Raw genomic sequence first — 21,957 nt, 5'->3', positions numbered from 1 at the left:
GTTCAAGGCTGTAACGCTATGGATTACAGCTCTTTTACCGTACGGACCTGATCTTTGTTGATACGGGTTTGTTTGCCGTCCAGTTGTTCGAACTCGTAGAAGCCGGAATCCTCATCGTATTTCGGCGTATCGACGGCCTGGATTTCGCGACCGTCATTCAGGGTGATCACAGTAGGCGATGCGCAACCGGCGAGAGTGGCAAGGCCCAGTGCGAGCATGAGAGTGGCGAGGGTCCGCTGAATCATTATGTGTCTCCGAGATGAATACTTTTAGTTGCTGTGCTTGAGACGTATGCAACGCCTGCAAGTTCCTTGAGTTAAGGGCATTCTGACACGCCGTGCTGCTGGCTTAACAGCGCTGGTGTATTCAGATTAGCCAATCGGGGATCGTTTGCCGGACATTGCAGGGCCTGAGCATCCAGCCTGCGCATGATACGTCCGGGGCTGCGTTCACCGTTCTGCCAGGCACCGTCGAAGGTGCCGAGCAGCGCGCGCGGGATGATACACAGCAAGGGTTCCCAGTGCTCGTCATGGCGTAGCATCAGTGGTTTGTCCGGATGCAGGGCGGCGCTTTGTCGCATGGCGTCGATCAGTTGCGCGTCGATGCGCGGTACGTCGCAGGGCAACACCAGCAATCGGGCATGCCGGGCGACCGCCAGTCCGGCACGAATACCTGCCAGCGGCCCCGGGAAGTCGTTGTTTTCGTCCTGCACCAGTTGATCGGCATAAGGCGCGTACTGCTGCCGATTGCGGTTGCAGGAAATGATCAGGTCATCGCTCAGGCTGCGGGTCAGTCGATGCAGGTGGGCGATCAATGGCCGGCCCTGCCATTCGATCAACCCCTTGTCCCTTCCGCCCATGCGTTGGCCGCGTCCACCGGCCAGGAGCAGAATGGAGCAGGGTGGCAAATCTGCGCGCTGGGTCATGGCACGTCTCCACAGGGGCGGTCAAAGAGAGCGCTGTGATATAACACCGGGCTGTTTCTCCTACAACTGGATCGAGCCTATGAAAGCCAAGGCTGATGTACCTTTTGCCCCTCTGAACATTGCGGTGCTGACTGTCAGTGATACCCGGACCCTGGAGACCGATACATCCGGCCAGGTCTTCGTCGATCGTCTGAGCGCTGCTGGCCATAACCTGGCCGCGCGCGTCCTGCTCAAGGACGACCTCTACAAGATTCGCGCACAAGTGGCGACCTGGATCGCCGACGATCTGGTCCAGGTGGTGCTGATCACCGGCGGTACCGGTTTTACCGGCCGCGACAGCACCCCTGAAGCGGTGTCTTGCCTGCTCGACAAACAGGTCGACGGATTTGGCGAGTTGTTCCGTCAGATCTCGGTGGCCGACATCGGCACTTCCACCGTGCAGTCCCGAGCCTTGGCAGGCCTGGCCAACGGCACGCTGGTGTGCTGCCTGCCGGGTTCGACCAATGCGGTGCGTACCGGTTGGGACGGCATCCTCGCCGAGCAGCTGGATTCGCGGCACCGGCCGTGTAATTTCGTCACCCACCTGAAACAGGCAGCACCTTGTGAATCCCGTGGGTAAGCCGGGCAAGACCGGTGCCTTGATGCCGGTCGAGGTCGCACTGGCCCGCTTGCTGGAGATGGCCGAGGCTACCCCCATTCTCGAACGCGAACGGCTGCCATTGGCGGCCGCTCAAGGCCGGGTATTGGCCGACGACTTGATTTCCACCCTGGATCTTCCGCCCTGGCCCAACAGCGCCATGGACGGTTACGCCTTGCGTGCCTCGGATTGGAATGGCGAGCCCTTGGTGGTCAGCCAACGGATCTTCGCCGGCCAGGCCCCCGAGCCTTTGGCTCCTGGCACCTGCGCCCGCATCTTCACCGGGGCACCGGTCCCGGCGGGAGCCGACTGCGTGGAAATGCAGGAGAACGCTCAGGTTCAGGCCGATGGGCGGGTGTCTTTTACCGAGCCTCTCGGTGCGGGGCAGAACATTCGTCCACAAGGCCAGGAAACCACGGTCGGCGAGTGCGTGCTGGTGGCCGGAACACAGTTGGGGCCGATCGAGTTGGGACTGGCCGCCTCCCTGGGGTGCGCGGAGCTGGATGTGGTGCGTCGAGCGCGGGTCGCCGTGCTCTCTACCGGTGACGAGCTGGTAGAGCCCGGGCAGCCGCTCGGTCCCGGGCAGATCTACAACAGCAATCGGGTCTTGCTTTGCGGTTGGTTGCAGCGTCTGGGCTGTGAGGTGGTCGATGGCGGAATCCTGCCGGACGACCTGCCCACGACCCGGCGGCGTCTTGCCGAGCTGGCCGATGTGGATCTGATACTGTCCACCGGCGGTGTATCGGTGGGCGAGGCGGACTTCCTGGGGATCGCATTGAGAGAAGAGGGCGAACTGGCCCTCTGGAAACTGGCGATCAAGCCGGGCAAGCCGTTGACCTTCGGGCATTTTCGCGGTGTGCCGGTGATCGGCCTGCCCGGTAACCCGGCCTCGACGCTGGTGACCTTCGCCTTGCTGGCCCGCCCCTATATTTTGCGGCGCCAGGGAGTGAAGGCGCTGCAGCCCTTGCAGTTCCAGGTTCCAGCCGGGTTTGCCTGGCCGAAACCGGGGAACCGACGAGAGTACCTGCGTGGGCGCATGGAGCAGGGCAGGGCAATCATCTACCGCAACCAGAGTTCCGGGGTCTTGCGCAGTGCCGCCTGGGCCGAGGGGCTGGTCGAGGTACTGGAAGAGCGAACGCTGGCTGAAGGCGACTTCGTCAACTTCATTCCATTGAGTGAAGTCCTGGGCTGACTCCAGGGGAGGAGGACCTGGTCGGCAGGGCCGGGTCCACCCTCCAGAGCCCTGCCTATCAACGCAGCAGTAAAAGGATCAGCAAGCCAAAACGGCTGTTCAGTCCCCAGGACAGCAGTGCCGACAGAAAGCCGGCATAGGCCAATACCCACCCGAGTTTCTTGAGCAAGACGTGAAGCTTGCTGTCGGGCTTATGCTCGAGGTCACGGGTATGTACTTGATGGACACTCAGTTTCGGGTGTTTACCTGTGCCGAGCAGGATGCTCCCTTCCAGCCGATTGAGCGTGGAGTTCGAGCGGTCAAAACATTTCTTGTCATCCATGTGTTTCGCTTCCCTGTGTGAGGCGTCGTTTGCCTGCCATGAACATTCTCCGATTGTCCGTTTCGGGTCAATTCAGGTGATTCTCAATCTGCGGTCAGAAAAGTTACCGGTCAGCCAGCTGACGGCCTGATGAGGACAAATTGATTACATCCGGTCGGACTTTTTCTCCTGGGCCGAGGGTCAACATCCTTCAATGGCCCTTGAATGACAGGAGTGATGAGCGATGAGCGAACGCAAGGCGATGCTGATATTGCACGGCAAGCAGGCCCTCAACGAAGAGGTCCGCGAGGCTGTCGCGCGCAAGCGCGAAGAGGGCTGGGAGCTGGCGGTCCGCCTGACCTGGGAAGCGGGCGATGCCCAGCGCCTGGTGGGTGAAGCCCTTGCGCTCGGTTATACGCGCCTGATCGCGGGAGGCGGTGATGGCACCTTGCGTGATATCGCCGAGGCCATGGCGGCGCAGGCCAACGATGCCAGTCTGGTGTTGCTGCCGCTGGGGACGGCCAATGATTTCGCGCGGGCGGCCGGCGTGTCGTTGCTGCCCCATGAGGCACTGAACCTGCTCGACGTGCCGGCACGGACGATCGACCTCGGCGAAGTCGGAGGGCAGGTATTTCTCAACATGGCCACGGGTGGTTTCGGCAGCCAGGTGACGGCCAATACCTCCGAGGATCTGAAAAAGATCCTGGGGGGCGCCGCCTATCTGTTCACTGGTTTGTCTCGTTTCAATGAACTGCATGCGGCCTACGGTGAACTGCAGGGGCCGGATTTCCATTGGTGCGGCGAGCTGCTGGCCCTGGGGATCGGCAACGGGCGCCAGGCCGGTGGTGGTCATCTGCTGTGCCCCGAGGCGCTGGCCGATGACGGGTTGCTGGATCTCAGTATCCTGCCGGCCCCCCAGGAGCTGGTGGGCACCTTGAAGGATCTGCTGGCCGGCGGTTGGGGGATCGACAATCTGTTTGTGCGTACGCGCCTGCCCTGGGTGGAAATCAAGGTGTCCGAGGGGCTGGATATCAATCTCGACGGTGAGCCCCTGCAAGGCGAAAACCTGCGTTTTCGCGCGCTTCCAGGGGCATTGCGGGTGCATTTGCCGGAAGACTCCCCACTGTTGGGGGCTTCGGCGCCTTAATCGTCGAGGCTGATGATCTGTTCGCGGACGGCAAACAGGACCAGGCCGGCCACGTCATAGATCTGCAGGCGTTTCATGATCTGCGAGCGGTGGGTTTCCACGGTCTTGATGCTCAGGCCCAGCCCGTGAGCGATTTCGCGGGTCGATTTGCCGCGAACGATCAGGCGCAGGATCTCCAGCTGGCGTGCGGTCAGGTTATGGGTTTCAACGGGTTCCGGGTGGGGCTTTTGCACGCGGATCAGCGCCTGGTTGATCACGGTGTGGGCAATGGCCGGGCTGAGATAACGCTCGTTGTTGCGCAAGGCGTCGAGCGCGTGCTCGAGTTCGTTGGCGGTGGTGTCCTTGAGCAGATAGCCATGAGCCCCGGATTCCAGGGCCTGCATGATCAGCGCCGGATCGGTATGCATCGAGAGAATCAGTACCTTGCTCTGCGGATGTGCCACCTTGAGTTTCTTCAAGGCCTCAAGGCCGCCGATATCCTTCATGGAAATATCCAGCAGGATAATGTCTGGCGACAGCCTTTCGACCATTTCCAGTACTTGTGCGCCATCGTTGGCTTCGCCGATCACGGCATAGCCAGGAATGTCCATGACCAGGGCACGCACGCCAGCCCTGATGAGCGAGTGGTCATCCACCAGAAGTAAATTGCAGGTCAATGTAAAACCTTATTCGTACTGGCCCGTTCGAGTGCGCGAGGCGCCCAGGGGAAGAGTGCTTCGATTTGTGTGCCTTGGTCGGGTTGGCTGGAAACCTTCAGGGTGCCACCCAGTTGCGCGATTCTTTCCGCCATGCCCGCCATGCCGCGTTGTCCTTGTGCGCCAGGATTGGCCGCCGGGGAAAAGCCACGGCCATCGTCGCTGATAAACAGCGAAAGCCCCTCGGGCAGGCGTTGCAGGCGTACCAGCAGGTTATCCGCCTGGGCGTGACGCAGCATGTTGGTGACGGCTTCCTGGGTGATGCGAAAGGCGGCCACCGCCATCTCCTCGGGGATGCCTGCCAGGCGTTGCTTGCATTCCAGGCTCCAGTGCACGGAGGTGTTTTCCAGGGTCTTCAGCAAGTGGGCCCGCAGGCTGGCTTCCAGGCCCAGGCTGGCCAATTGCCGGGGATTAAGAATGGCCGACACATCGCGCACCTTGGCCAGGGTTTCTTCCAATGTGCTTTGAAGCGTCGTGCAATGCTGTTGCAGGTCTTCGGGCAGGCGGCGCTTGAGCCATTCGCTTTGCAGCTTGGCGGCAGTCAGCAACTGACCAATATCATCATGTAGTTCACGACTGAGACGATGGCGTTCGTTTTCCTGGACTTCCAGCAAGCGATCCGCCAGTTCCTGAGGCTGGAACTTGATCGAGTTGCGCGAATCACCGTAATAGGCCCAGACACTGGCCAGGGCTGCGAGATTCAGGATCAGCAGGCTGAGGGGAAAGGTAGTCGACAGGCAATACACGGCCAGACTTCCAAGTGCCGAGCATGAGCACAGCAACAGGTTGAGCCAGCGCAGGTTTATTCGAGAAAGAAGTCTGGTGGCGGTTGACTTGAGGCTGGCGTACATAGCGGATGGAGCCAATGAATGTTCGCTGCGGGGAGACCGGTCAAGTCGGCTGACGGGCCCCGGTTTGGAAAACGGTATTGTTTGAGTATGCGGCTTCAATTAACGCGGTCTATTCGTTGGGAGCAAGCCTTGCACTGATCAGGTGTGTAACAAGATCAATCTGAAATCATAGTGCCATTAAGGATATCGTTTAGTGGTTGGCATAGTACCAGCTTAGCTACCGTTGGTCGCGTCTCCATATATGTCCAGCAGGTCAGGAATATTGTCTCTTGGGACGTATGTTCCGATTCGCTTGTTTTAACTGGCTGCCCTGAAACAGTGACTGTATCTGGCCTTGCACGAACGGACAGGCGAAATTCAGGTCGCTTGAAGTCTTGGGATTGGTTTTATTTAGTTGGGCTAGTTGGTTCTGTCGTTAACAGGCATGAAATATTGAATAACGACATGATGCTGGTCAATATCACAACATATCTAACGCCTGAAGTTAGGGACTAACGACAGGTTTATGCGTTTCTCTTGGCGATCGAAAAAACTTTAAACGAATTTTGGTGGCGGGACAGGGGCGCGGGCAGCGGGTCGATTTGCACGGCGAGGGATTCGATGAGCGTGGCCTGTTCGTTGCCATCGAGGTTCAACTGCCCAGTGACCGGATCGACGAGTTCAAGCTGCCAGGCCATCAGGCTGAAGCACTCCCCGAGGGTATCGAGGATCTGCTCGTTCATGTCCGGATAAGGATGGGAGTGATCCAGCAACGCATGAACCTGGCGCGAGAAATCGGCGGTGCTGCGCAGCGCCAGCGCGTCGGTCTTCTCGGCAAGTTTGAGCAGAGTGGACAACATGCAATCGATGGCGTCCTGGTCGTTCTTGATCAGGTTGAGATGGTTCAGGCATTCAACAGACTTGGCCAATAGTGCTTCTGCCTCAAGCAGAAAGTCGGTTGACTGGTGCCACTCTTTATCGTCGATCAGCATGCTTGTCTCCACGACGCCACGTCAGATGATGGAATGGTCCGTTTTGTGAGCGACTGTAAGGTATTACGTCGGTTATGCCGTGGGATATAAGACGAATCTGATTGGTTCTCAATGGACGAAGACGCGGTGCTGGGGTTTAGTCGGCAGGCGACAGGCTGCCGAGCACGGTGTGCTGGCCACGCTTGGACAGCGGAGGCGGGGGGGCTCGAAGGGGCACCAGCCCATCTTCCTGCGATCACAAACAAAAGCCTGACTCCATTCATGCAATGAGAATGGCGTCACATTAATGGCTATTGGATATCGCGAATATCAGGTTGGTCCTGATTGCCGATAGGGGATTCCCTTACAGAGGGGAACCAAGTGCTGAAATCGAGGTCGCGGCGGGAGCTTGTGCGGATGAAATCGCGAAGCCAGTAAAGCATGATGTTAATGTGACATCAATGCCTTTGCATGGCATTTTGTATGCGGGTCAAGATTCGGTGAATTGCGCCGATAACCCGCGTTAGTGAATTCATCAGAACAAGCCCAGGAGTCATTACATGGCCGGCATTCTCGACACGGTAGATCAACGCACGCAACTGGTGGGTGAGAATCGCCTGGAAATCCTCATGTTCCGTCTGGCCGGGCGACAGTTGTTCGCGATCAATGTGTTCAAGGTGCAGGAAGTCCTGCAATTGCCGAAGCTGACGCTGATGCCCCAGCGCCATCCGTTCGTCTGTGGCGTGGTCAACCTGCGGGGGCAGACGCTGCCGGTCATCGACCTGTCCCAGGCGATCGGCATGCGGCCGCTGGTGCCGGGTCCCAACAGCACCATCATCGTCACCGAGTACAACCGCTCGGTGCAGGCCTTCCTGGTGGGAGGCGTCGACCGCATCGTCAACATGAACTGGGAAGCCATCCTGCCACCGCCAACCAGTGCCGGCCGCCAGCATTACCTGACGGCGATCAGCAAGGTCGACGATCAACTGGTCGAGATCATCGACGTGGAAAAGGTCCTGGCCGAAATCGTCCCGTACAACGCCAAGGTGTCGCGCGACAAGCTCGACGACCCGGTGCTCGAGCGTGCCCGCGGCCGTGAAGTGCTGCTGGTGGACGACTCCAACGTGGCGCTGTCGCAATTGCGCGACACCCTGGGCCAGTTGGGGGTGAAGATGCACATTGCCAGCGACGGCCTGAAGGCCCTGAAGATGCTCAAGGCCTGGGCCGATACCGGGGTCGACATGACCGACAAGCTGCTGATGGTGTTCACCGACGCCGAAATGCCGGAAATGGACGGCTATCGCCTGACCACCGAAATCCGCAACGATCCGCGTCTGCGCGGTCTTTATGTGGTGCTGCATACCTCGCTGTCCGGCAGCTTCAACGAGTCGATGGTGAAGAAGGTCGGTTGCGACAACTTCCTGTCCAAGTTCCAGCCGGACAAACTGGTCGACGTGGTGCGCCAGCGCCTGATGCTGGACGAAGTTCCCGCCTGACGGGAGCAGTGGCCGGAGCGATGCCTGCGCCGCAGGTGCTTCTTTGATTCGCCGGCCGGCTCGTATAAGGTTGCTTTTTTTGCCACCCGGGAGTTGGCCATGCGTCTCAGCGCGCTTTATCGATACCCCTTGAAGTCCGGCAAGGGCGAGTCCCTGCAACAGGTCGCGCTGGACAGGCTGGGGCTGGAGGGAGATCGACGCTGGATGCTGGTCGATGAACCCAGCGGACGCTTCCTGACCCAGCGCGCGGTCCCGCACATGAGCCAGCTTTCGGCACTCTGGAACGCCGAGGGGGGGCTGACCCTCAGTGCTCCCGGCTATCCCTCCATCGATGTGCCACTGCCTGGTGCGGATGCCCCGTTGCGTGGCGTGACCATCTGGCGCGACACCCTGCGCGTGCCGGATGCCGGCGACGAGGCCCATGCCTGGCTGAGCGAGTTCATCGGCAAGCCGACCCGCCTGGTACAGGTGCCCCTGGACCGCGCGCGCACCACTCAGGCCGGTTACGGCAAGGATGACGATCAGGTGGCCTTTGCCGACGGTTTTCCGCTGTTGCTGATCGGCGAGTCTTCCCGGGAAGACCTGTCCAGTCGTGTCGGCCGTCCCCTGGAGATGCTGCGCTTTCGTCCCAACCTGGTGATTGAAGGCTTCCCGGCATTCGCCGAAGATGGCTGGAAGCGCATCCGCATTGGCGATATCGAGTTTCGGGTGGTCAAGCCTTGTGCGCGCTGCATCCTCACCACCATCGATCCGCAGACTGGCGAGCGCAGTGCCGACCGTGAGCCGCTGGCCACGCTGCAGCAGTACCGGGCGCAAGAAGGTGGGGCGATGTTCGGGCAGAACCTGGTGAACGATGGCATCGGCCGGCTGGAAGTGGGCATGCCGGTCACCGTGCTGGAATAAAGGGGCGGCAGCGCTGAAATGAAAAATGCCCGTATCGCCAGATACGGGCATTTTTATCGCCGAGGATCAGCTCCCGGAGGGATCAGCCGCGGTATTCGCACAGGTAGGCGGTGTCGACGGCGACCTTCAGCTGGAACTTGCTGTTGGCCGGTACGTTGAACTGGCTGCCGGCGGCAAAGGTTTCCCAGTCGTTGCTGTCAGGCAGCTTGACGGTCAGGGCGCCGGAAACCACGTGCATGATTTCCCGTTGAGCGGTGCCGAACTCGTATTCGCCCGGAGCCATGACGCCGATGGTGGCGGGACCTTCGGCCGTGCCGAAGGCAATCGACTTGACGGTGCCGTCGAAGTACTCGTTGACTTTAAACATGGGCGATTCCTCAAAAAAGGGGTGAAAAAGGCCGGCCAGTATGCACAAGGCCTTCAGATGCGTCACCTGTTGCGCAGACGGATCAGCCGGGAAGAATCAGAGGCAATAAACGCGCCGTATTGCGCGCATCTTCCAGGGCGCGATGCTGCTGGCCGGCGAACTGCAGCCCGGCGAGCTGCAGCGCGCCGTTCAGGCCCAGCGGTCGTTCGAGGCGCCGGGCCTTGGCGAAGCGTTGCTTGAGGTTCATGTGCGGCAGTTGGGCGAGGGCGCTGTGCAGTTGCGAGCGTTGCCACTCCTGCAGCAGCTGCTTGCGATCGTAGTCGCCCCAGCTGGCCCAGCCTTCCAGGCGCGCATGGTGCTGGCCCAGCCAGCGTTCGAACAGCGGCCAGACCTCGCTCAACGGCTGGGCGCCGTCGATCTGGGCCTGGGTGATGCGGGTCAGTTTACGGCAGAACGGCGTCAGCATCGGCCGCCGCAGCGGGCGTACGAAGCGCTGGAAATGGTCCAGTTCACGCCCTTCGCGATTCACCAGGGTGGCGCCGATCTCGATGATTTCCATATCGGTCACCGGCCAGCCTCCCTCGTCCGTGGTGGCTTCCAGATCAATTACCAACCAGTGGGGCATCACAGGCTCCAGCTTCAACATCCCGATGAGGCTTGAGCGTAGCCAAACCCGACGTCTGCGCCTAGCGGCTTATTCCACCTCCAGCAGAACCTGGCGGTTTTTCACCTGATCGCCAAGGTTGACTTGCAGCCGCTTGATCACGCCATCAATCCCAGCCTTCAGCGGGTGCTCCATCTTCATGGCCTCCAGCACCAGCAGCAGCTGGCCCTTGCTGACGGTCGTCCCCTCGCTGACCAGTACGTCGACGATGGCGCCGTCCATGGGCGCCTTGAGCATGCCGCTGTGGACGCCGGCCTGGCTGGCGACCGGCGCGTGGCTCAGGTCTTGAAGATGCAGGCTGCCGGGGCGGGTAAACAGCCAGAGCTGCCCGGCTTCCAGGGTGTAGGCGTAGCGGCGGCGGATACCGTCGATGGTCGCGCAGGCCCAGCGGCCATCCGCTTCCAGCAACTGCACCTCGAAGCTTTCGTCGGCGTGTTGAATCTGCAGCGTCCCGGCTTGCTGGTCATTCAGTTCAAGGCTCCACACGGCTTCACCCGAGCCCAGGCGATAGTGCAGCGGCACACTGGCGTTGTTGCGCCAGCCGGTCAGCGCCGCGCCATGGCGTTGGGCCGCGTGCTGATACAGCAGCGCCACGGCCAGGGCCAGTTCGGCGTCGCTTGGCGGCTGGGGATGCAGGCTTGGATCGTCGGCGAAGTGTTCGGCGATAAAGGCAGTGCTGAATTCGCCGCTGGCAAAGCCAGGGTGGCGAAGCAGGTTCGCCAAGAGTTTCTGGTTGCTTGCCACGCCCGTCAGCACCGTGTCCTCGACCGCGCGCAGCAGTTTGCGGCGCGCCTCTTCGCGGGTGGCGCCATGGGCGATGAGCTTGCCCAGCATCGGGTCATAGAACGGGCTGACGCTCTGGCCCTCCAGCAAACCGTGGTCGGTACGCACATCGGCGCCCAGCGCCGGTTCCCAGCGCCGTACCTGCCCGGTTTGCGGCAGGAAGTCCTGCGCCGGGTCCTCGGCATACAGCCGCACTTCGATGGCATGGCCCTTGAGTTCGACCTGTTCCTGACGCAGCGGCAGCGGTTGTCCGGCCGCCACCTGCAGCTGCAGGGCCACCAGGTCCAGGCCGGTGATCATTTCGGTGACCGGGTGTTCGACCTGCAGGCGGGTGTTCATTTCCAGAAAGTAGAACCGGCCCCGCGCATCGAGGAGAAACTCCACGGTGCCGGCGCCGACATAATTCACCGCCCGGCCCGCCTTGAGGGCTGCCTCGCCCATGGCCTGGCGCAGTTCGGCGGTCATCACCGGGCAGGGCGCTTCCTCGACGACTTTCTGATGACGGCGCTGGATCGAGCAGTCGCGTTCGCCAAGGTAGATCAACTGGCCGTGGCGGTCGCCGAACACCTGGATCTCCACATGCCGCGGTTCGATCAGCGCCTGTTCCAGAATCAACTCGTCGCTGGCGAAGGCGTGCAGCGCCTCCGAACGAGCGGTGCGTACCTGCGCCAGCAGTTCATCGGCCCGCTGCACCAGGCGCATGCCGCGTCCGCCGCCACCGGCGCTGGCCTTGATCATCAGCGGATAGCCGATGCGTTCGGCTTCCCGCTGCAGGGTCGTATCGTCCTGTTCCGCGCCCTGGTAACCGGTGATGCAGGGCACGCCCGCCGCGAGCATCGCCTGCTTGGACAGGCGCTTGCTGCCCATCAGTTCGATGGCTTCGGCGCTGGGGCCGATAAAGGTGATGCCGGCCACCTCGCAGGCGCGGGCGAATTCGGCGTTCTCCGACAGAAAGCCGTAGCCGGGATGCAACGCATCGGCGCCCGTGCGCCGGGCCGCGTCGAGGATTGCCTGGCTGTTCAGGTAGGACTGCTGCACCGCCGCCGGGCCGATGCGCACCGCCTCGTCGGCCATCCGCACATGCAGCGCATCGGCGTCGGCGTCGCTGAACACCGCCACGGTGCGATAACCCAGGGCTTGCGCGGTGCGCTGGATGCGGCAGGCGATTTCACCGCGGTTGGCGATCAGGATTTTGCTGAAGGCGGGCATGGGGCGGGTTCCTGAGGTCGGTGGTGTCTGATGGTTTTTTCGCGAGCACGCTCGCTCCTACAGGGAAGTGAGTGGCTTCATGACGCCCACGCCGGCTTGCGTTTCTGCACAAAGGCCAGGGTCCCCTCGATGCCTTCGGCGCCAGTGACGGCGGTGCTGAACTGCTCCGCCGCGCGATCGAGCAGGGGCGCCAGCGGTTCTTCATCGCTGGCCAGCAACAGGGCCTTGGTCGCTGCGTTGGCCCCGGGCGCGCAGCACAGCACATGGGCCAGCACTTCATCGAGGCGCTCGGCCAGGGCCTGCGGGCTGTCTTCGACAAAATGCACCAGGCCCAACCGCGCGGCTTCGTTGCCATCAAAGCGCGCGGCGGTCAGCGCCAGGCGGCGGGCCTGGGTCAGGCCGATGCGCTTGACCACAAACGGAGCGATTTGCGCCGGCAGCAGGCCGAGGCTGGTTTCCGGCATGCCGAACTGCGCCTGATGATCGGCGATGGCGATATCGCTGACACAGGCCAGGCCGAAGCCGCCGCCCAGCACCGCGCCTTGCAGCAGCACGATCAGCACCTGCGGGCTGTGCTGGGCTTCTTCGAGCAGCGTGCCGAATGCCCGGTTCAGTTCCTGATAGGCGCTGGCGCCCTGGGCGCGGGCAGCGGCCATGTCTTTCAGGTCGCCGCCGGCGCAGAAGTGCCCGCCGGCGCCTCTCAGCACCAGGGCGCGAATGTCGCGGTCATCGCGTACCGCCGCCAGCACCGCGCGCAGTTCGGCGACCATTTGCAGGCTCATGGCGTTGCGGCTGTCCGGGCGATCGAGGGTGATGTGCAGGACGCCGCCGCGGGGCGCCAGCAGCAGGGTTTCGCAGGCGGGCAGGCGGCTCATTTTCTTTTCCCCGGCAGGATGCCCATGAGTTTGCAGATGATGCCCAGCATGATTTCGTCGGCGCCGCCGCCGATCGAGACCAGGCGCACGTCGCGGTAGGCGCGGGCTACCGGGTTGTCCCACATGAAGCCCATGCCGCCCCAGTATTGCAGGCAGCTGTCGCTGACTTCGCGGCCCAGGCGCCCGGCCTTGAGCTTGGCCATGGACGCCAGGCGGGTGACATCCTGGCCCCGCACGTACTGCTCGGTGGCCTGGTACACCAGGGCCCGCAGGCATTCGATTTCGGTGGACAGCTCGGCCATGCGGAAGTGGATCACCTGGTTGTCGATCAGCGCGCTGCCGAAGGTCTGGCGTTCCTTGCAGTACTCGATGGTGCTGTCGACGCAGTACTCCAGGCCCTTGATCATGTTGGCCGCGCCGAACAGCCGCTCTTCCTGGAATTGCAGCATCTGCATCATGAAGCCGGCGCCTTCGTGGCCGATGCGATAACGCTGGGGCACGCGCACATTGTCGAAAAACACCTGGGCGGTTTCCGAACTGCGCATGCCGAGCTTGTCCAGGTGCGGGCTGAGGCTGATGCCGGGGCTGTTCATCGGCACCATGATCAGCGACTTGTTGACGTGGGGCTTGTCGTCCGAGGTGTTGGCCAGCAGGCAGATGAAGTCGGCGCTGGGGGAGTTGGTGATCCACATCTTGCTGCCGTTGATCACATAGTCGTCGCCGTCCTTGCGCGCGGTGGTCTTGAGCCCGGCCACGTCGGAGCCGGCACCGACTTCGGAGACACCGATGCAGCCGACCATTTCCCCGCTGATGGCCGGGCGCAGGAACTCCTCGCGCAGCTCGTCGGAGCCGAAGCGCGCCAGGGCCGGGGTGCACATGTCGGTCTGCACGCCGATGGCCATCGGGATGCCGCCGCAATGGATGGTGCCGAACTCTTCGGCGGCGACTATCGAATAGCTGTAGTCCAGGCCCATGCCGCCGAACTGCTCCGGCTTGGAGATGCCCAGCAGGCCCAGCTCGCCGGCCTTGCGGAAAATCTCGTGGATCGGAAAGCGCCCGGCCTTTTCCCATTTATCGACGTACGGGTTGATCTCGCGCTCGACAAAGTTGCGCACCGTGCGCCGCAGTTCTTCATGTTCCTGGGTGAAGATCATTTTTATTGTTCTCCTCAAGTTGAGTGACGCAATCCCTGAACCTTGTGACTCCTGTAACCGCTGCCGTTGCGGAACTGCTCGCTGTCCCTGTAGCCGCTGCCGCAGGCTGCGATAAGGGCCGAAGGGCCTTCGAGGGCTTCAAGAGCACGTCCCCTTCGGGGCCGATCGCAGCCTGCGGCAGCGGCTACATCAGAACCTCGCGACGCCGAAGCTATTGGGTTGTAGCTGACGCACTTCGGCCTCGTGGCAGATATCCAGCAGATAACCCAGCAGGGTGCGGGTATCCCGTGGGTCGATCAGTCCGTCGTCCCACAGGTTGGCGCTGCCATACAAGGCGGTGGACTGGCTGTCGAGTTTCTGCGCGGTGACTTGTTCCAGCGTATCGAGCATCTGCGGATCGGCCGCCTGGCCCTGCTTGGCGTGCTTGGCCTCGGTGACGATGCGCAGCACCTTGCCGGCCTGGGCGCCGCCCATCACCGCGGTGCGGCTGTTGGGCCAGGCGAAGATGAAACGCGGGTCCAGGCCGCGGCCGCACATGGCGTAGTTGCCGGCGCCGTAGGAGCCGCCGACCACCATCGTCAGCTTCGGCACCCGGGCGTTGGCCACGGCCTGGATCAGCTTGGAACCGTGCTTGATCACGCCTTGCTGTTCCGACTCGGTGCCGACCATGAAGCCGGTGGTGTTGTGGAAAAACAGCAACGGGGTGCCGCTCTGGTCGCACAACTGAATGAACTGTGCGGCCTTGCTCGCGCCTTTCGGAGTGATCGGCCCGTTATTGCCGATAAAACCGCAAGGGCGCCCCTGGATCTGCAAATGGCCGCAAAGGGTCTGCTGGTCGAACTCGCCCTTGAATTCGAGGAAGTTCGAACCGTCGGCGATACGCGCGACGATTTCCCGGGCGTCGTAAGGTTTTTTCGGGTCGTCGGGAATCAGCCCCAGCAGTTCGTCGATCGGGTACAGCGGTTCCGCATAGGCGCGCGGCGGCTGCAGCGGCAACCGGGCATTCCACGGCAGGGCGCCGAGAATCTCTCGCACGATGCGCACGCCGTCGCCGTCGTTTTCCGCCAGGTATTCGGCGGTGCCGGCCACCTGCGCATGCATCTCGGCGCCGCCCAGTTCTTCATCGGTGGCCACCTCGCCAGTGGCGGCCTTGAGCAGCGGCGGGCCAGCGAGAAACAGCTTGGCCTTGCCGCGCACTACCACCACGTAATCCGACAGCCCCGGCTGGTAGGCACCGCCGGCGGTGGCCGAGCCGTGCACCACGGTGACCTGTGGCAGGCCCATGGCCGACATGCGCGCCTGGTTGGCGAAACTGCGCGCACCTTCGACGAAGATCTCCGCCGCGTAATTGAGGTTGGCGCCGCCGCTCTCGGCCAGGGTCACCACCGGCAGTTTGTTCTCCATGGCGATCTGTTGCAGGCGCAGGGATTTTTTCAGGCCGCTGGGGGAGATGGTGCCGCCCTTGATCGCACTGTTGTTGGCCACCACCAGCACCCGCACGCCGCTGACGTAGCCGATGCCGGCGATCAGCCCGCCACCGGCCTGGCTGCCGTCCTTGTCGTCGTGCAGCTTGTAGCCGGCCAGGCTCGCCAGTTCGAGAAAGGGCGCGCCGGGGTCCAGCAGCAGGTTGAGGCGTTCGCGGGGCAGCAGTTGCCCGCGCTTTTCGAATTTCGCCTTGGCCTCGGCGGCCTTGGCCAGCAGGTTCTGTTCCAGTTGGCGAATCTGCGCCAGGCCGGCCAGCATCGCTTCGCGGTTCCGCAGGAACGGCGGGCTGTGAGGATCGAGTTGGGACTGGATGACCGGCATGGCTTACTCCCCGTCCTTGAGTGGCTTGTCCTTGAGCACGTCGGGCAGATAAGCGCGGTGGAAGCCGTTGTAGGACTCGCTATGGGACGCCTTGTGCAGCGGCCAGGCACGGCTGCCGAGGCTGGCGGCGCCGTCGATGCGCAAGGTGCTGCCGCTGATGAAGGCCGCCGCCGGGCTGAGCAGGAAGACGATGGCGGCGCTGACTTCCGACTCGGTACCGATACGTTTGAGCGGCACATGTTCACGCAGGGTCGGGATCACCGCCTTGAATGCGCCTTCGTAGGTGTCCATGCCGCTGGAAGCGATCCAGCCCGGCGCAACGGCATTGACCCGCACTCCGGCATGGCCCCATTCGAACGCGGCGGTCTTGGTGAAGTTGTCCATCCCCGAACGCGCGGCGCCGGAATGGCCCATGCCGGGCATGCCGCCCCACATGTCGGCGAGCATGTTGACGATGCTGCCGCCGTGCTTGCCCATGGACTGGTTGAAGACTTCCCGGGCCATGAGAAAACCGCCTACCAGGTTGGTGCGCAGCACGGTTTCAAAACCTTTCTGGTTGATCGAGGCCAGGGGCGAGGGGTACTGCCCGCCGGCATTGTTGACCAGGCCATGCAGCGGCCCGTGGTCACGGATCAGTTCACTGACCAGGGCCTTGACTGCTGCCTCGTCGCGGATATCGCAGGCATGCCCGCTGGCCTGGCCGCCGTCTTCGGCAATCTCCGCGGCCACCTGGTGCAGCTTGTCCGCCTTGCGCCCCACCAGCAGCACGCGGGCGCCAAGGGCCGCCAGTTCGTGGGCGGTGCAGCGCCCGATGCCACTGCCACCGCCGGTGACGACTATGGTCTGGCCGGCGAACAGGTCGGGTTTGAAAATCGAGTCGTAAGTCACGACAGTCATCCTCCAAGTCCTATACGAAAGCTGCCTGCGCAGCGATCATGCTGCGTTAAAAACAGGTTCGGAATGCTCATTTAGGCCCCTAAAGTCGCCCGCGACCCCGGCCGTTACTCACCTGTTTTGGCCTTGCCTGATCGCTGCTCGGCGAGCGCTCGTACAGGGCCGAGTCGACGGCGTCAGCGATGCTCTGCGGCACCGGGATCTGGATTTCCAGCAGTTGCTGGGCGAAGGCCTTGCCTTGCGGGTCGATGCGCAGGCTGGCGACACCGCCGCCACCGAGGGCGTTCTCCAGCAGGAAATTCAGGCTGTGGCTGCCCGGCAGGTACCAGCGCTGGACCCGGCCATGGATCGGGTCCAGCACATGGCTCATCCAATCCACCACGACGGCGGGGGTCAAGGCTTCGGCGATCCACGGCAGGTATTCGGGCGCGCGGGCCATGACCCCGATATTGCTGTGGTTGCCCTTGTCTCCGGAACGCGCCACGGCCAGCTTGACCAGCGCCACGCTGGCATCGGCGCGGCCCACGGGGCTGGCCACGGCATGGGGGGAGGGCAGGGCGCTGGAGTCGAGGCTGTCGAGCTCGGGCAACTCGACCCGGTGGCGCTGGCCGGCCATCTCGACCTCCAGGGTGCAGGCGTGCTTGTCGATCAGGAACGAGAACAGGCGGATCAGCGGATAGACCGTGGGCCGGCCGCCGACGATGCCGGTCAGGCCCGGGGCCATGCCCGTGGCGGCCTGGGCGATCTCCCGGGAAAACAGCAGCAGCGCACGTTTGTCCGGGTGGCGCACGGCGAGCTTGATCACCACTTCGCGGCTGTCCTGGCGCTGGCCGTGGGGGCCATAGGTGGCTTCGCTGCCGAGCAGTTCGATATTGACTTCGCTGTAGGGGCCCCAGCCGCGCTGGTCGAACATTTCCGTGGTCTTGTCGATGATCGCCTGGCTGACCCGGCGTGCCTTGGCCACCGCGTCGATGCCGGCGATCAGGCAACTGGCGGTGCAGCGGAAACCGTCCGGGTAGGTGGCGCTGACCTTGTATTGGCCGGTCGGCGGCAGGCCCTTGGCGCCGTGCACGCTGACCGCATTCTTGCCTTGTTGGCGCAGCTTGACCCGGGTGAAGTCGCAGACCACGTCCGGCAGCAGGTAGGCCCGCGGGTCGCCGATCTCATATAGCAGTTGTTCGCCGACGGTCAGCGGCGTGACCAGCCCGCCGGAGCCTTCGGGCTTGCTGACCACGAACTGGCCGTCGGCGCCGACCTCGACGATGGGAAAACCGATGTGTTCGTAGTCCGGCACGTCGCGCCAGTCGGTGAAGTTGCCGCCGGTGCATTGCGCGCCGCATTCGATGATGTGCCCGGCGAGGGCGGCCTGGGCCAGTTTGTCGTAGTCGTGCCAGGACCAGCCGAACTCATGCACCAGCGCGGCGCTGACCACCGCGCTGTCGACCACGCGGCCGGTGATGACGATGTCGGCGCCGAGCTTCAGGGCTTCGACTATCCCGGGCGCGCCGAGGTAAGCGTTGGTGGACACGCACATGGGCGGCAGCGGCGCGCCGCTGAACATTTCATGAATGCCGCTGCCGCTCAGTTGCTTGAAGCGGGGTTGCAGGTCGTCGCCCAGCAGCACGGCGATTTTCAGGGCGACGCCAGCCTGGTCGCAGGCCGCTTGCAGGGCCGCGGCGCAGGCCTGTGGGTTGATTCCGCCGGCGTTGCTGATGACCCGGATCTGCTGCCGGGCGATTTCGCCCAGCAGCGGGCTCAAGACCTCGACAAAGTCCGTGGCGTATCCGGCAGTGGGATCCTTCATCCGGGCTGCGGCCATGATCGACAGAGTGATCTCGGCCAGGTAGTCGAACACCAGGTAATCCAGGCGGCCGCCCTGCACCAGTTGCGCGGCGGCGCTCGAGGTGTCGCCCCAGAAGGCACTGGCGCAACCGATGCGGAGGGTCTTGGTCATGGCAGGGGGCTCTCGGTAAAAGGCGCGATGACAGAACTGGATCGAGACTACCAAGCAAGCGCTTGGTTTGTAAACGTCGGAAATATCTTATTCCCAAGCGCTTGCTTGGTCGTCCCCGCAGGCTTAAATTGCGCGCGCAAGCTCCCTGTTTCAGCGGGCTGCGCCGCATAACGATCGAGCAAATGTAGGAGAGAGGCCGTGGACGAGCAAAAAGCCTTGCTGGTGATGCGCCAGCTGGTCGCCAACGGGCAACTGACCGATCCGGACAGCGCCCGCGGCAAGCTGCTGCAAACCGCGGCTCACCTGTTTCGCAACAAAGGCTACGAACGCACCACGGTGCGCGACCTGGCCAGCGCGGTGGGCATCCAGTCCGGCAGCATCTTTCATCACTTCAAGAGCAAGGACGACATCCTGCGCGCGGTGATGGAGGAAACCATCCACTACAACACCGCCCTGATGCGCGCCGAACTGGCCGAAGCCGGCAGTGTGCGCGAGCGGGTGCTGGCACTGATCCGCTGCGAGCTGCAATCGATCATGGGCGGCAGCGGCGAGGCCATGGCGGTGCTGGTCTACGAATGGCGCTCGTTGTCGGCCCAGGGCCAGGCCGATGTCCTGGCGTTGCGCGACATTTATGAACAGATCTGGCTGCAGGTGCTGGGCGAGGCCAAGGAGGCCGGCTTTATCAAGGGCGATGTGTTCATTACCCGGCGTTTTCTCACCGGGGCGCTGTCCTGGACCACCACCTGGTTTCGCGCCGAGGGCAGCCTGACCCTCGAACAACTGGCCGAGGAAGCGCTGACCCTGGTGCTCAGGGAGCCCTGAGCGCAAGTCATTAACGACCCGGTGGAAAGTTGTCGAAGCAAGGGAAACCGCCTAGCTTTAATGGCAATGTCCTGTCTCTTTTCTTGAGGTGAGTTGCCTTGATGTCTTCGCCAATGCGGACGGCTTTACGAGTGCTGGTGTGGGTTCTGGCCACCCTGACGGTTTTTCCGGCCTGCGCTGCGCAGTTGGTGCGAGTGGGCGCGGCGCATTTTCCTCCTTATACGGTGCGTCCCGAGCAGGGCGCCGACACCGGGTTGCTGCCGCAACTGGTGGACGCCTTGAACGCGCTGCAGAGCGATTACCAATTCGTACTGGTGCCGACCTCGATTCCCCGGCGTTTTCGCGATTTCGAGCAAGGCCGCGTCGACATGGCGATTTTCGAGAACCCGGCCTGGGGGTGGCAGAACATTCCCCACACCAGCGTCGACATGGGCCTGGAAGATGCCGAGATCTTCACTGCCCAGCGCGAGCCCGGCCGCGGCCAGGAATATTTCGCCGACCTCAAGGGCAAGCGCCTGGCCCTGTTCAGTGGTTACCACTATGCATTTGCCAACTTCAATGCCGACCCCAAGTACCTGGCCGACACCTACAACGCGACCCTGACCTACTCCCACGACAGCAACCTGCTGATGGTGCTGCGCGGTCGTGCCGACATTGCGCTGGTGACCCGTTCCTACCTCAGTGATTTTCTTTTGCACAATGCCGACACGGCGCAGCAGTTGTTCGCCTCCGAGCGGATCGATCAGGTCTACCACCACTACGCGCTGATTCGCCCCATGGCGCCGATCAGCGGCGAAGACTTCGCCAAGTTGCTGGGGCGCCTGCGCGACAGCGGTGAATTGCTGAAGATCTTCGATCCCTACCGCATCGTGGTCATGCCCCCGGCCAAGTGAAGCCGGCCTGCCTAAATTTCTCCGTGCGGCTCACGTCACTTGGTTGAACACCGATGACGCTGAGCCCGTGCCATGTCCTGTCTCGATACGCCGCCTGCTGTGGCCGTTGCCGATTGCCGTTGCGCCGCCGATGCCGCTGGCCCGCAACCGCTGCGGCTCGCCGGCATTGAAACGAGCGGTGCCTGCCGCAAGCCTGGCGCGCCACGGCCAGCGGCGGGCAGCGAGGTGCTGCAAGCCTTGCGTGGGCAAGAAGGATGGCGTGACGAGTGGATGGCCGGCTGGTTGTCGACCCTGGTGCATTCGTTATGCCTCGACCACGAGCCGGGCGAGCGGCTGGCCGAGGACGCTGGCCAAAGGCCCGGGCAGCAGGAGCGCTGCCTGCATTGTGGAAGGGCTTTCGATTTTTCGCACAAGCGCGCCGCCCTGCTGATCCTGGCGCAGGGGCGTGGTGTCGAACGGCATCGGGTGGTCGAGAAGGTCGGGCGGGAGCGTTCCTGTTCGCGGTAGCGCCGTGGCTGACGGTGGCTATCGCGATCAGGTGCGGGAGTCGCGGGCAGCGCGGATCAGTGACGGGCGTAGGTGTCGGCGCGGCTGCCCGAGACTTTGCGGCAATGCACCAGCGCATCGCGAATCATGAAGTTCACCAGCGTCGGCGAGACCCCGAGTTCCTTGGCGATGTCCTTTTGCGGCACGCCATGCAGGCGATACATCTCGAACGCATAGCGGGTGCGGCTCGGCAGTTGCGTCAGCGCATCGGCAATGTGTTCCAGGGTCGAGAAATTGATGTGTGAGGTTTCCGGCGATGCGCCCTGCACGACCACATTCAAGCCCTCTTCTTCAGTGCCCGAATACTTCTGCTCCAGCGCCTGCTTGCGATAGTGGTCGATCGCCAGGTTGCGCACGATCTGGAACAGGTAGCTCAACTGCGCCTTGAACGACGAGGTGATCTGCGGCGCCGATTGCAGTCGGAAAAAAGCGTCCTGCACCACGTCTTCGGCGCGGGAGCGGCAGCCGGTAATGCGCGCCGCGATTTTGACCAGGATCAGGCGGTTGTCGACAAAGGCCTGGAGTAGCGGTGAATCGCACCTGCTTGTGGATACTTGTTCCGTCATGGAAATCACCTTGCTGCAAAAGGGTTAGTAGGACGACAGAAATTTCAGACTCGTCTTACACATAGAGCGACAAATTATGTTGAATGATAATGATTGTCAATTGAGAAAGAGAATTAATGAACCTCTTTGGTGCGCAGTGAGAACTGCGGCTCGTTGTCGCACTTCGTGAAGGCGTTCGAGGGGAACGGGGGCTAATTATTTCAGGACGTCATCCGTTCTCATTGGAGAAAGGTTGCGGGTGGAACATCCCGCCACAGCAGTCTCCAGATGCCCTGCCCCGAGGGCAGGGGCCTTTATTTTCAAAGGTTTATGTAACGGTCGCGGCCT

Annotated in this window: 22 protein-coding genes and 1 pseudogene; 8 read left to right on the top strand and 15 right to left on the bottom strand. The window is 62.6% G+C overall.

Translation table 11 applies throughout. The features are described from left to right. Nucleotides 1–23: 23 nt before the first annotated feature. Both IF690_RS20510 and mobA read right to left on the bottom strand, forming a co-directional pair. Nucleotides 24–245 (bottom strand): YgdI/YgdR family lipoprotein, encoded by a 222-nt coding sequence (locus IF690_RS20510; protein WP_007923269.1) that lies wholly within the window; start codon nt 243–245, stop codon nt 24–26. 71 nt (nt 246–316) lie between these two features. Continuing rightward, nucleotides 317–925, bottom strand: a complete 609-nt coding sequence (gene mobA / locus IF690_RS20505) for a molybdenum cofactor guanylyltransferase MobA (RefSeq protein ID WP_202697158.1) — start codon at nt 923–925, stop codon at nt 317–319. A 79-nt stretch (nt 926–1,004) separates the two neighbouring features. Between mobA and moaB the strand changes: the two genes are divergently transcribed. Together moaB and IF690_RS20495 are read left to right on the top strand one after the other, a co-directional pair. Then, nucleotides 1,005–1,544: a molybdenum cofactor biosynthesis protein B gene (gene moaB / locus IF690_RS20500; protein WP_007923271.1), complete on the top strand. Its 540-nt coding sequence runs from the start codon at nt 1,005–1,007 to the stop codon at nt 1,542–1,544. Next, complete coding sequence (locus IF690_RS20495) at nt 1,528–2,754, top strand: molybdopterin molybdotransferase MoeA (RefSeq protein WP_202697157.1); 1,227 nt, start codon at nt 1,528–1,530, stop codon at nt 2,752–2,754. The genes moaB and IF690_RS20495 overlap by 17 nt, the downstream gene beginning before the upstream one ends. Before the next feature lie 58 nt (nt 2,755–2,812). On the opposite strand, the gene IF690_RS20490 is transcribed toward IF690_RS20495, so the two are convergent. Continuing rightward, nucleotides 2,813–3,076, bottom strand: a complete 264-nt coding sequence (locus IF690_RS20490) for a hypothetical protein (RefSeq protein ID WP_202697156.1) — start codon at nt 3,074–3,076, stop codon at nt 2,813–2,815. A gap of 223 nt (nt 3,077–3,299) precedes the next feature. On the opposite strand from IF690_RS20490, the gene yegS reads away from it, so the two are divergent. Continuing rightward, nucleotides 3,300–4,202 (top strand): lipid kinase YegS, encoded by a 903-nt coding sequence (yegS, locus tag IF690_RS20485; RefSeq protein WP_202697155.1) that lies wholly within the window; start codon nt 3,300–3,302, stop codon nt 4,200–4,202. Here yegS and IF690_RS20480 read toward each other — a convergent pair. From IF690_RS20480 to IF690_RS20470, 3 genes are all read right to left on the bottom strand, one after another. Beyond that, on the bottom strand, nt 4,199–4,858 hold the full coding sequence (locus IF690_RS20480) for a response regulator (protein WP_202697154.1): 660 nt from the start codon (nt 4,856–4,858) through the stop codon (nt 4,199–4,201). The two genes, yegS and IF690_RS20480, sit on opposite strands and share 4 nt — an antisense overlap. Beyond that, nucleotides 4,855–5,748 (bottom strand): sensor histidine kinase, encoded by an 894-nt coding sequence (locus IF690_RS20475; protein WP_202701654.1) that lies wholly within the window; start codon nt 5,746–5,748, stop codon nt 4,855–4,857. The genes IF690_RS20480 and IF690_RS20475 overlap by 4 nt, the downstream gene beginning before the upstream one ends. 503 nt (nt 5,749–6,251) lie before the next feature. Next, nucleotides 6,252–6,719, bottom strand: a complete 468-nt coding sequence (locus IF690_RS20470) for a hypothetical protein (protein ID WP_202697153.1) — start codon at nt 6,717–6,719, stop codon at nt 6,252–6,254. A 539-nt stretch (nt 6,720–7,258) separates the two neighbouring features. Here IF690_RS20470 and IF690_RS20465 point away from each other — a divergent pair. Both IF690_RS20465 and IF690_RS20460 read left to right on the top strand, forming a co-directional pair. Then, a complete protein-coding gene (locus tag IF690_RS20465; protein WP_009044919.1) occupies nt 7,259–8,194 on the top strand; it encodes a chemotaxis protein CheV in 936 nt (311 codons plus the stop codon). Between the two features lie 99 nt (nt 8,195–8,293). Beyond that, nucleotides 8,294–9,097 carry an MOSC domain-containing protein gene (locus IF690_RS20460; RefSeq protein ID WP_202697152.1) on the top strand — a complete coding sequence of 268 codons (804 nt, stop codon included), beginning with the start codon at nt 8,294–8,296 and terminating at the stop codon, nt 9,095–9,097. Between the two features lie 82 nt (nt 9,098–9,179). Here IF690_RS20460 and ppnP read toward each other — a convergent pair whose 3' ends face one another. The 8 genes and pseudogenes from ppnP to IF690_RS20420 form a co-directional block, all read right to left on the bottom strand. Next, entirely contained in the window at nt 9,180–9,464 is a 285-nt protein-coding gene (gene ppnP, locus IF690_RS20455; RefSeq protein WP_007930001.1) for a pyrimidine/purine nucleoside phosphorylase, read from the bottom strand. Nucleotides 9,465–9,546: 82 nt separating this feature from the next. Further along, on the bottom strand, nt 9,547–10,089 hold the full coding sequence (locus IF690_RS20450; RefSeq protein WP_202697151.1) for a 3'-5' exonuclease: 543 nt from the start codon (nt 10,087–10,089) through the stop codon (nt 9,547–9,549). Between the two features lie 69 nt (nt 10,090–10,158). After that, complete coding sequence (locus tag IF690_RS20445) at nt 10,159–12,120, bottom strand: acetyl/propionyl/methylcrotonyl-CoA carboxylase subunit alpha (RefSeq protein ID WP_202697150.1); 1,962 nt, start codon at nt 12,118–12,120, stop codon at nt 10,159–10,161. A 77-nt stretch (nt 12,121–12,197) separates the two neighbouring features. Continuing rightward, complete coding sequence (locus IF690_RS20440; RefSeq protein ID WP_202697149.1) at nt 12,198–12,995, bottom strand: enoyl-CoA hydratase/isomerase family protein; 798 nt, start codon at nt 12,993–12,995, stop codon at nt 12,198–12,200. After that, nucleotides 12,992–14,149 (bottom strand): citronellyl-CoA dehydrogenase, encoded by a 1,158-nt coding sequence (atuD, locus tag IF690_RS20435; RefSeq protein WP_202697148.1) that lies wholly within the window; start codon nt 14,147–14,149, stop codon nt 12,992–12,994. The genes IF690_RS20440 and atuD overlap by 4 nt, the downstream gene beginning before the upstream one ends. Before the next feature lie 189 nt (nt 14,150–14,338). Continuing rightward, nucleotides 14,339–15,955, bottom strand: coding sequence for a geranyl-CoA carboxylase subunit beta (gene atuC / locus IF690_RS20430; RefSeq protein ID WP_202697147.1), 1,617 nt, complete (start codon nt 15,953–15,955; stop codon nt 14,339–14,341). Nucleotides 15,956–15,958: 3 nt separating this feature from the next. After that, nucleotides 15,959–16,843 (bottom strand): SDR family oxidoreductase, encoded by an 885-nt coding sequence (locus tag IF690_RS20425; RefSeq protein WP_202701652.1) that lies wholly within the window; start codon nt 16,841–16,843, stop codon nt 15,959–15,961. A 169-nt stretch (nt 16,844–17,012) separates the two neighbouring features. After that, nucleotides 17,013–18,803, bottom strand: a pseudogene (locus IF690_RS20420) (acyclic terpene utilization AtuA family protein); the annotation flags it as partial. Between the two features lie 198 nt (nt 18,804–19,001). Between IF690_RS20420 and IF690_RS20415 the strand changes: the two are divergent. From IF690_RS20415 to IF690_RS20405, 3 genes are all read left to right on the top strand, one after another. Beyond that, complete coding sequence (locus tag IF690_RS20415) at nt 19,002–19,625, top strand: TetR/AcrR family transcriptional regulator (RefSeq protein ID WP_202697146.1); 624 nt, start codon at nt 19,002–19,004, stop codon at nt 19,623–19,625. Between the two features lie 101 nt (nt 19,626–19,726). Further along, complete coding sequence (locus tag IF690_RS20410) at nt 19,727–20,518, top strand: substrate-binding periplasmic protein (protein WP_202697145.1); 792 nt, start codon at nt 19,727–19,729, stop codon at nt 20,516–20,518. Nucleotides 20,519–20,590: 72 nt separating this feature from the next. Beyond that, on the top strand, nt 20,591–21,025 hold the full coding sequence (locus tag IF690_RS20405; RefSeq protein ID WP_202697144.1) for a pyoverdine biosynthesis protein: 435 nt from the start codon (nt 20,591–20,593) through the stop codon (nt 21,023–21,025). Between the two features lie 56 nt (nt 21,026–21,081). Here IF690_RS20405 and IF690_RS20400 read toward each other — a convergent pair whose 3' ends face one another. Then, nucleotides 21,082–21,630 (bottom strand): RNA polymerase factor sigma-70, encoded by a 549-nt coding sequence (locus IF690_RS20400; protein ID WP_202697143.1) that lies wholly within the window; start codon nt 21,628–21,630, stop codon nt 21,082–21,084. Between the last annotated feature and the right edge of the window lie 327 nt (nt 21,631–21,957).

The organism is Pseudomonas sp. SK3(2021), assembly GCF_016772375.1.
GTDB classification, from domain to species: domain Bacteria; phylum Pseudomonadota; class Gammaproteobacteria; order Pseudomonadales; family Pseudomonadaceae; genus Aquipseudomonas; species Aquipseudomonas chlororaphis_I.
The sequence above is the reverse complement of the archived record's forward strand: the minus strand, read 5'-3'. Positions and strand labels throughout refer to the sequence as shown.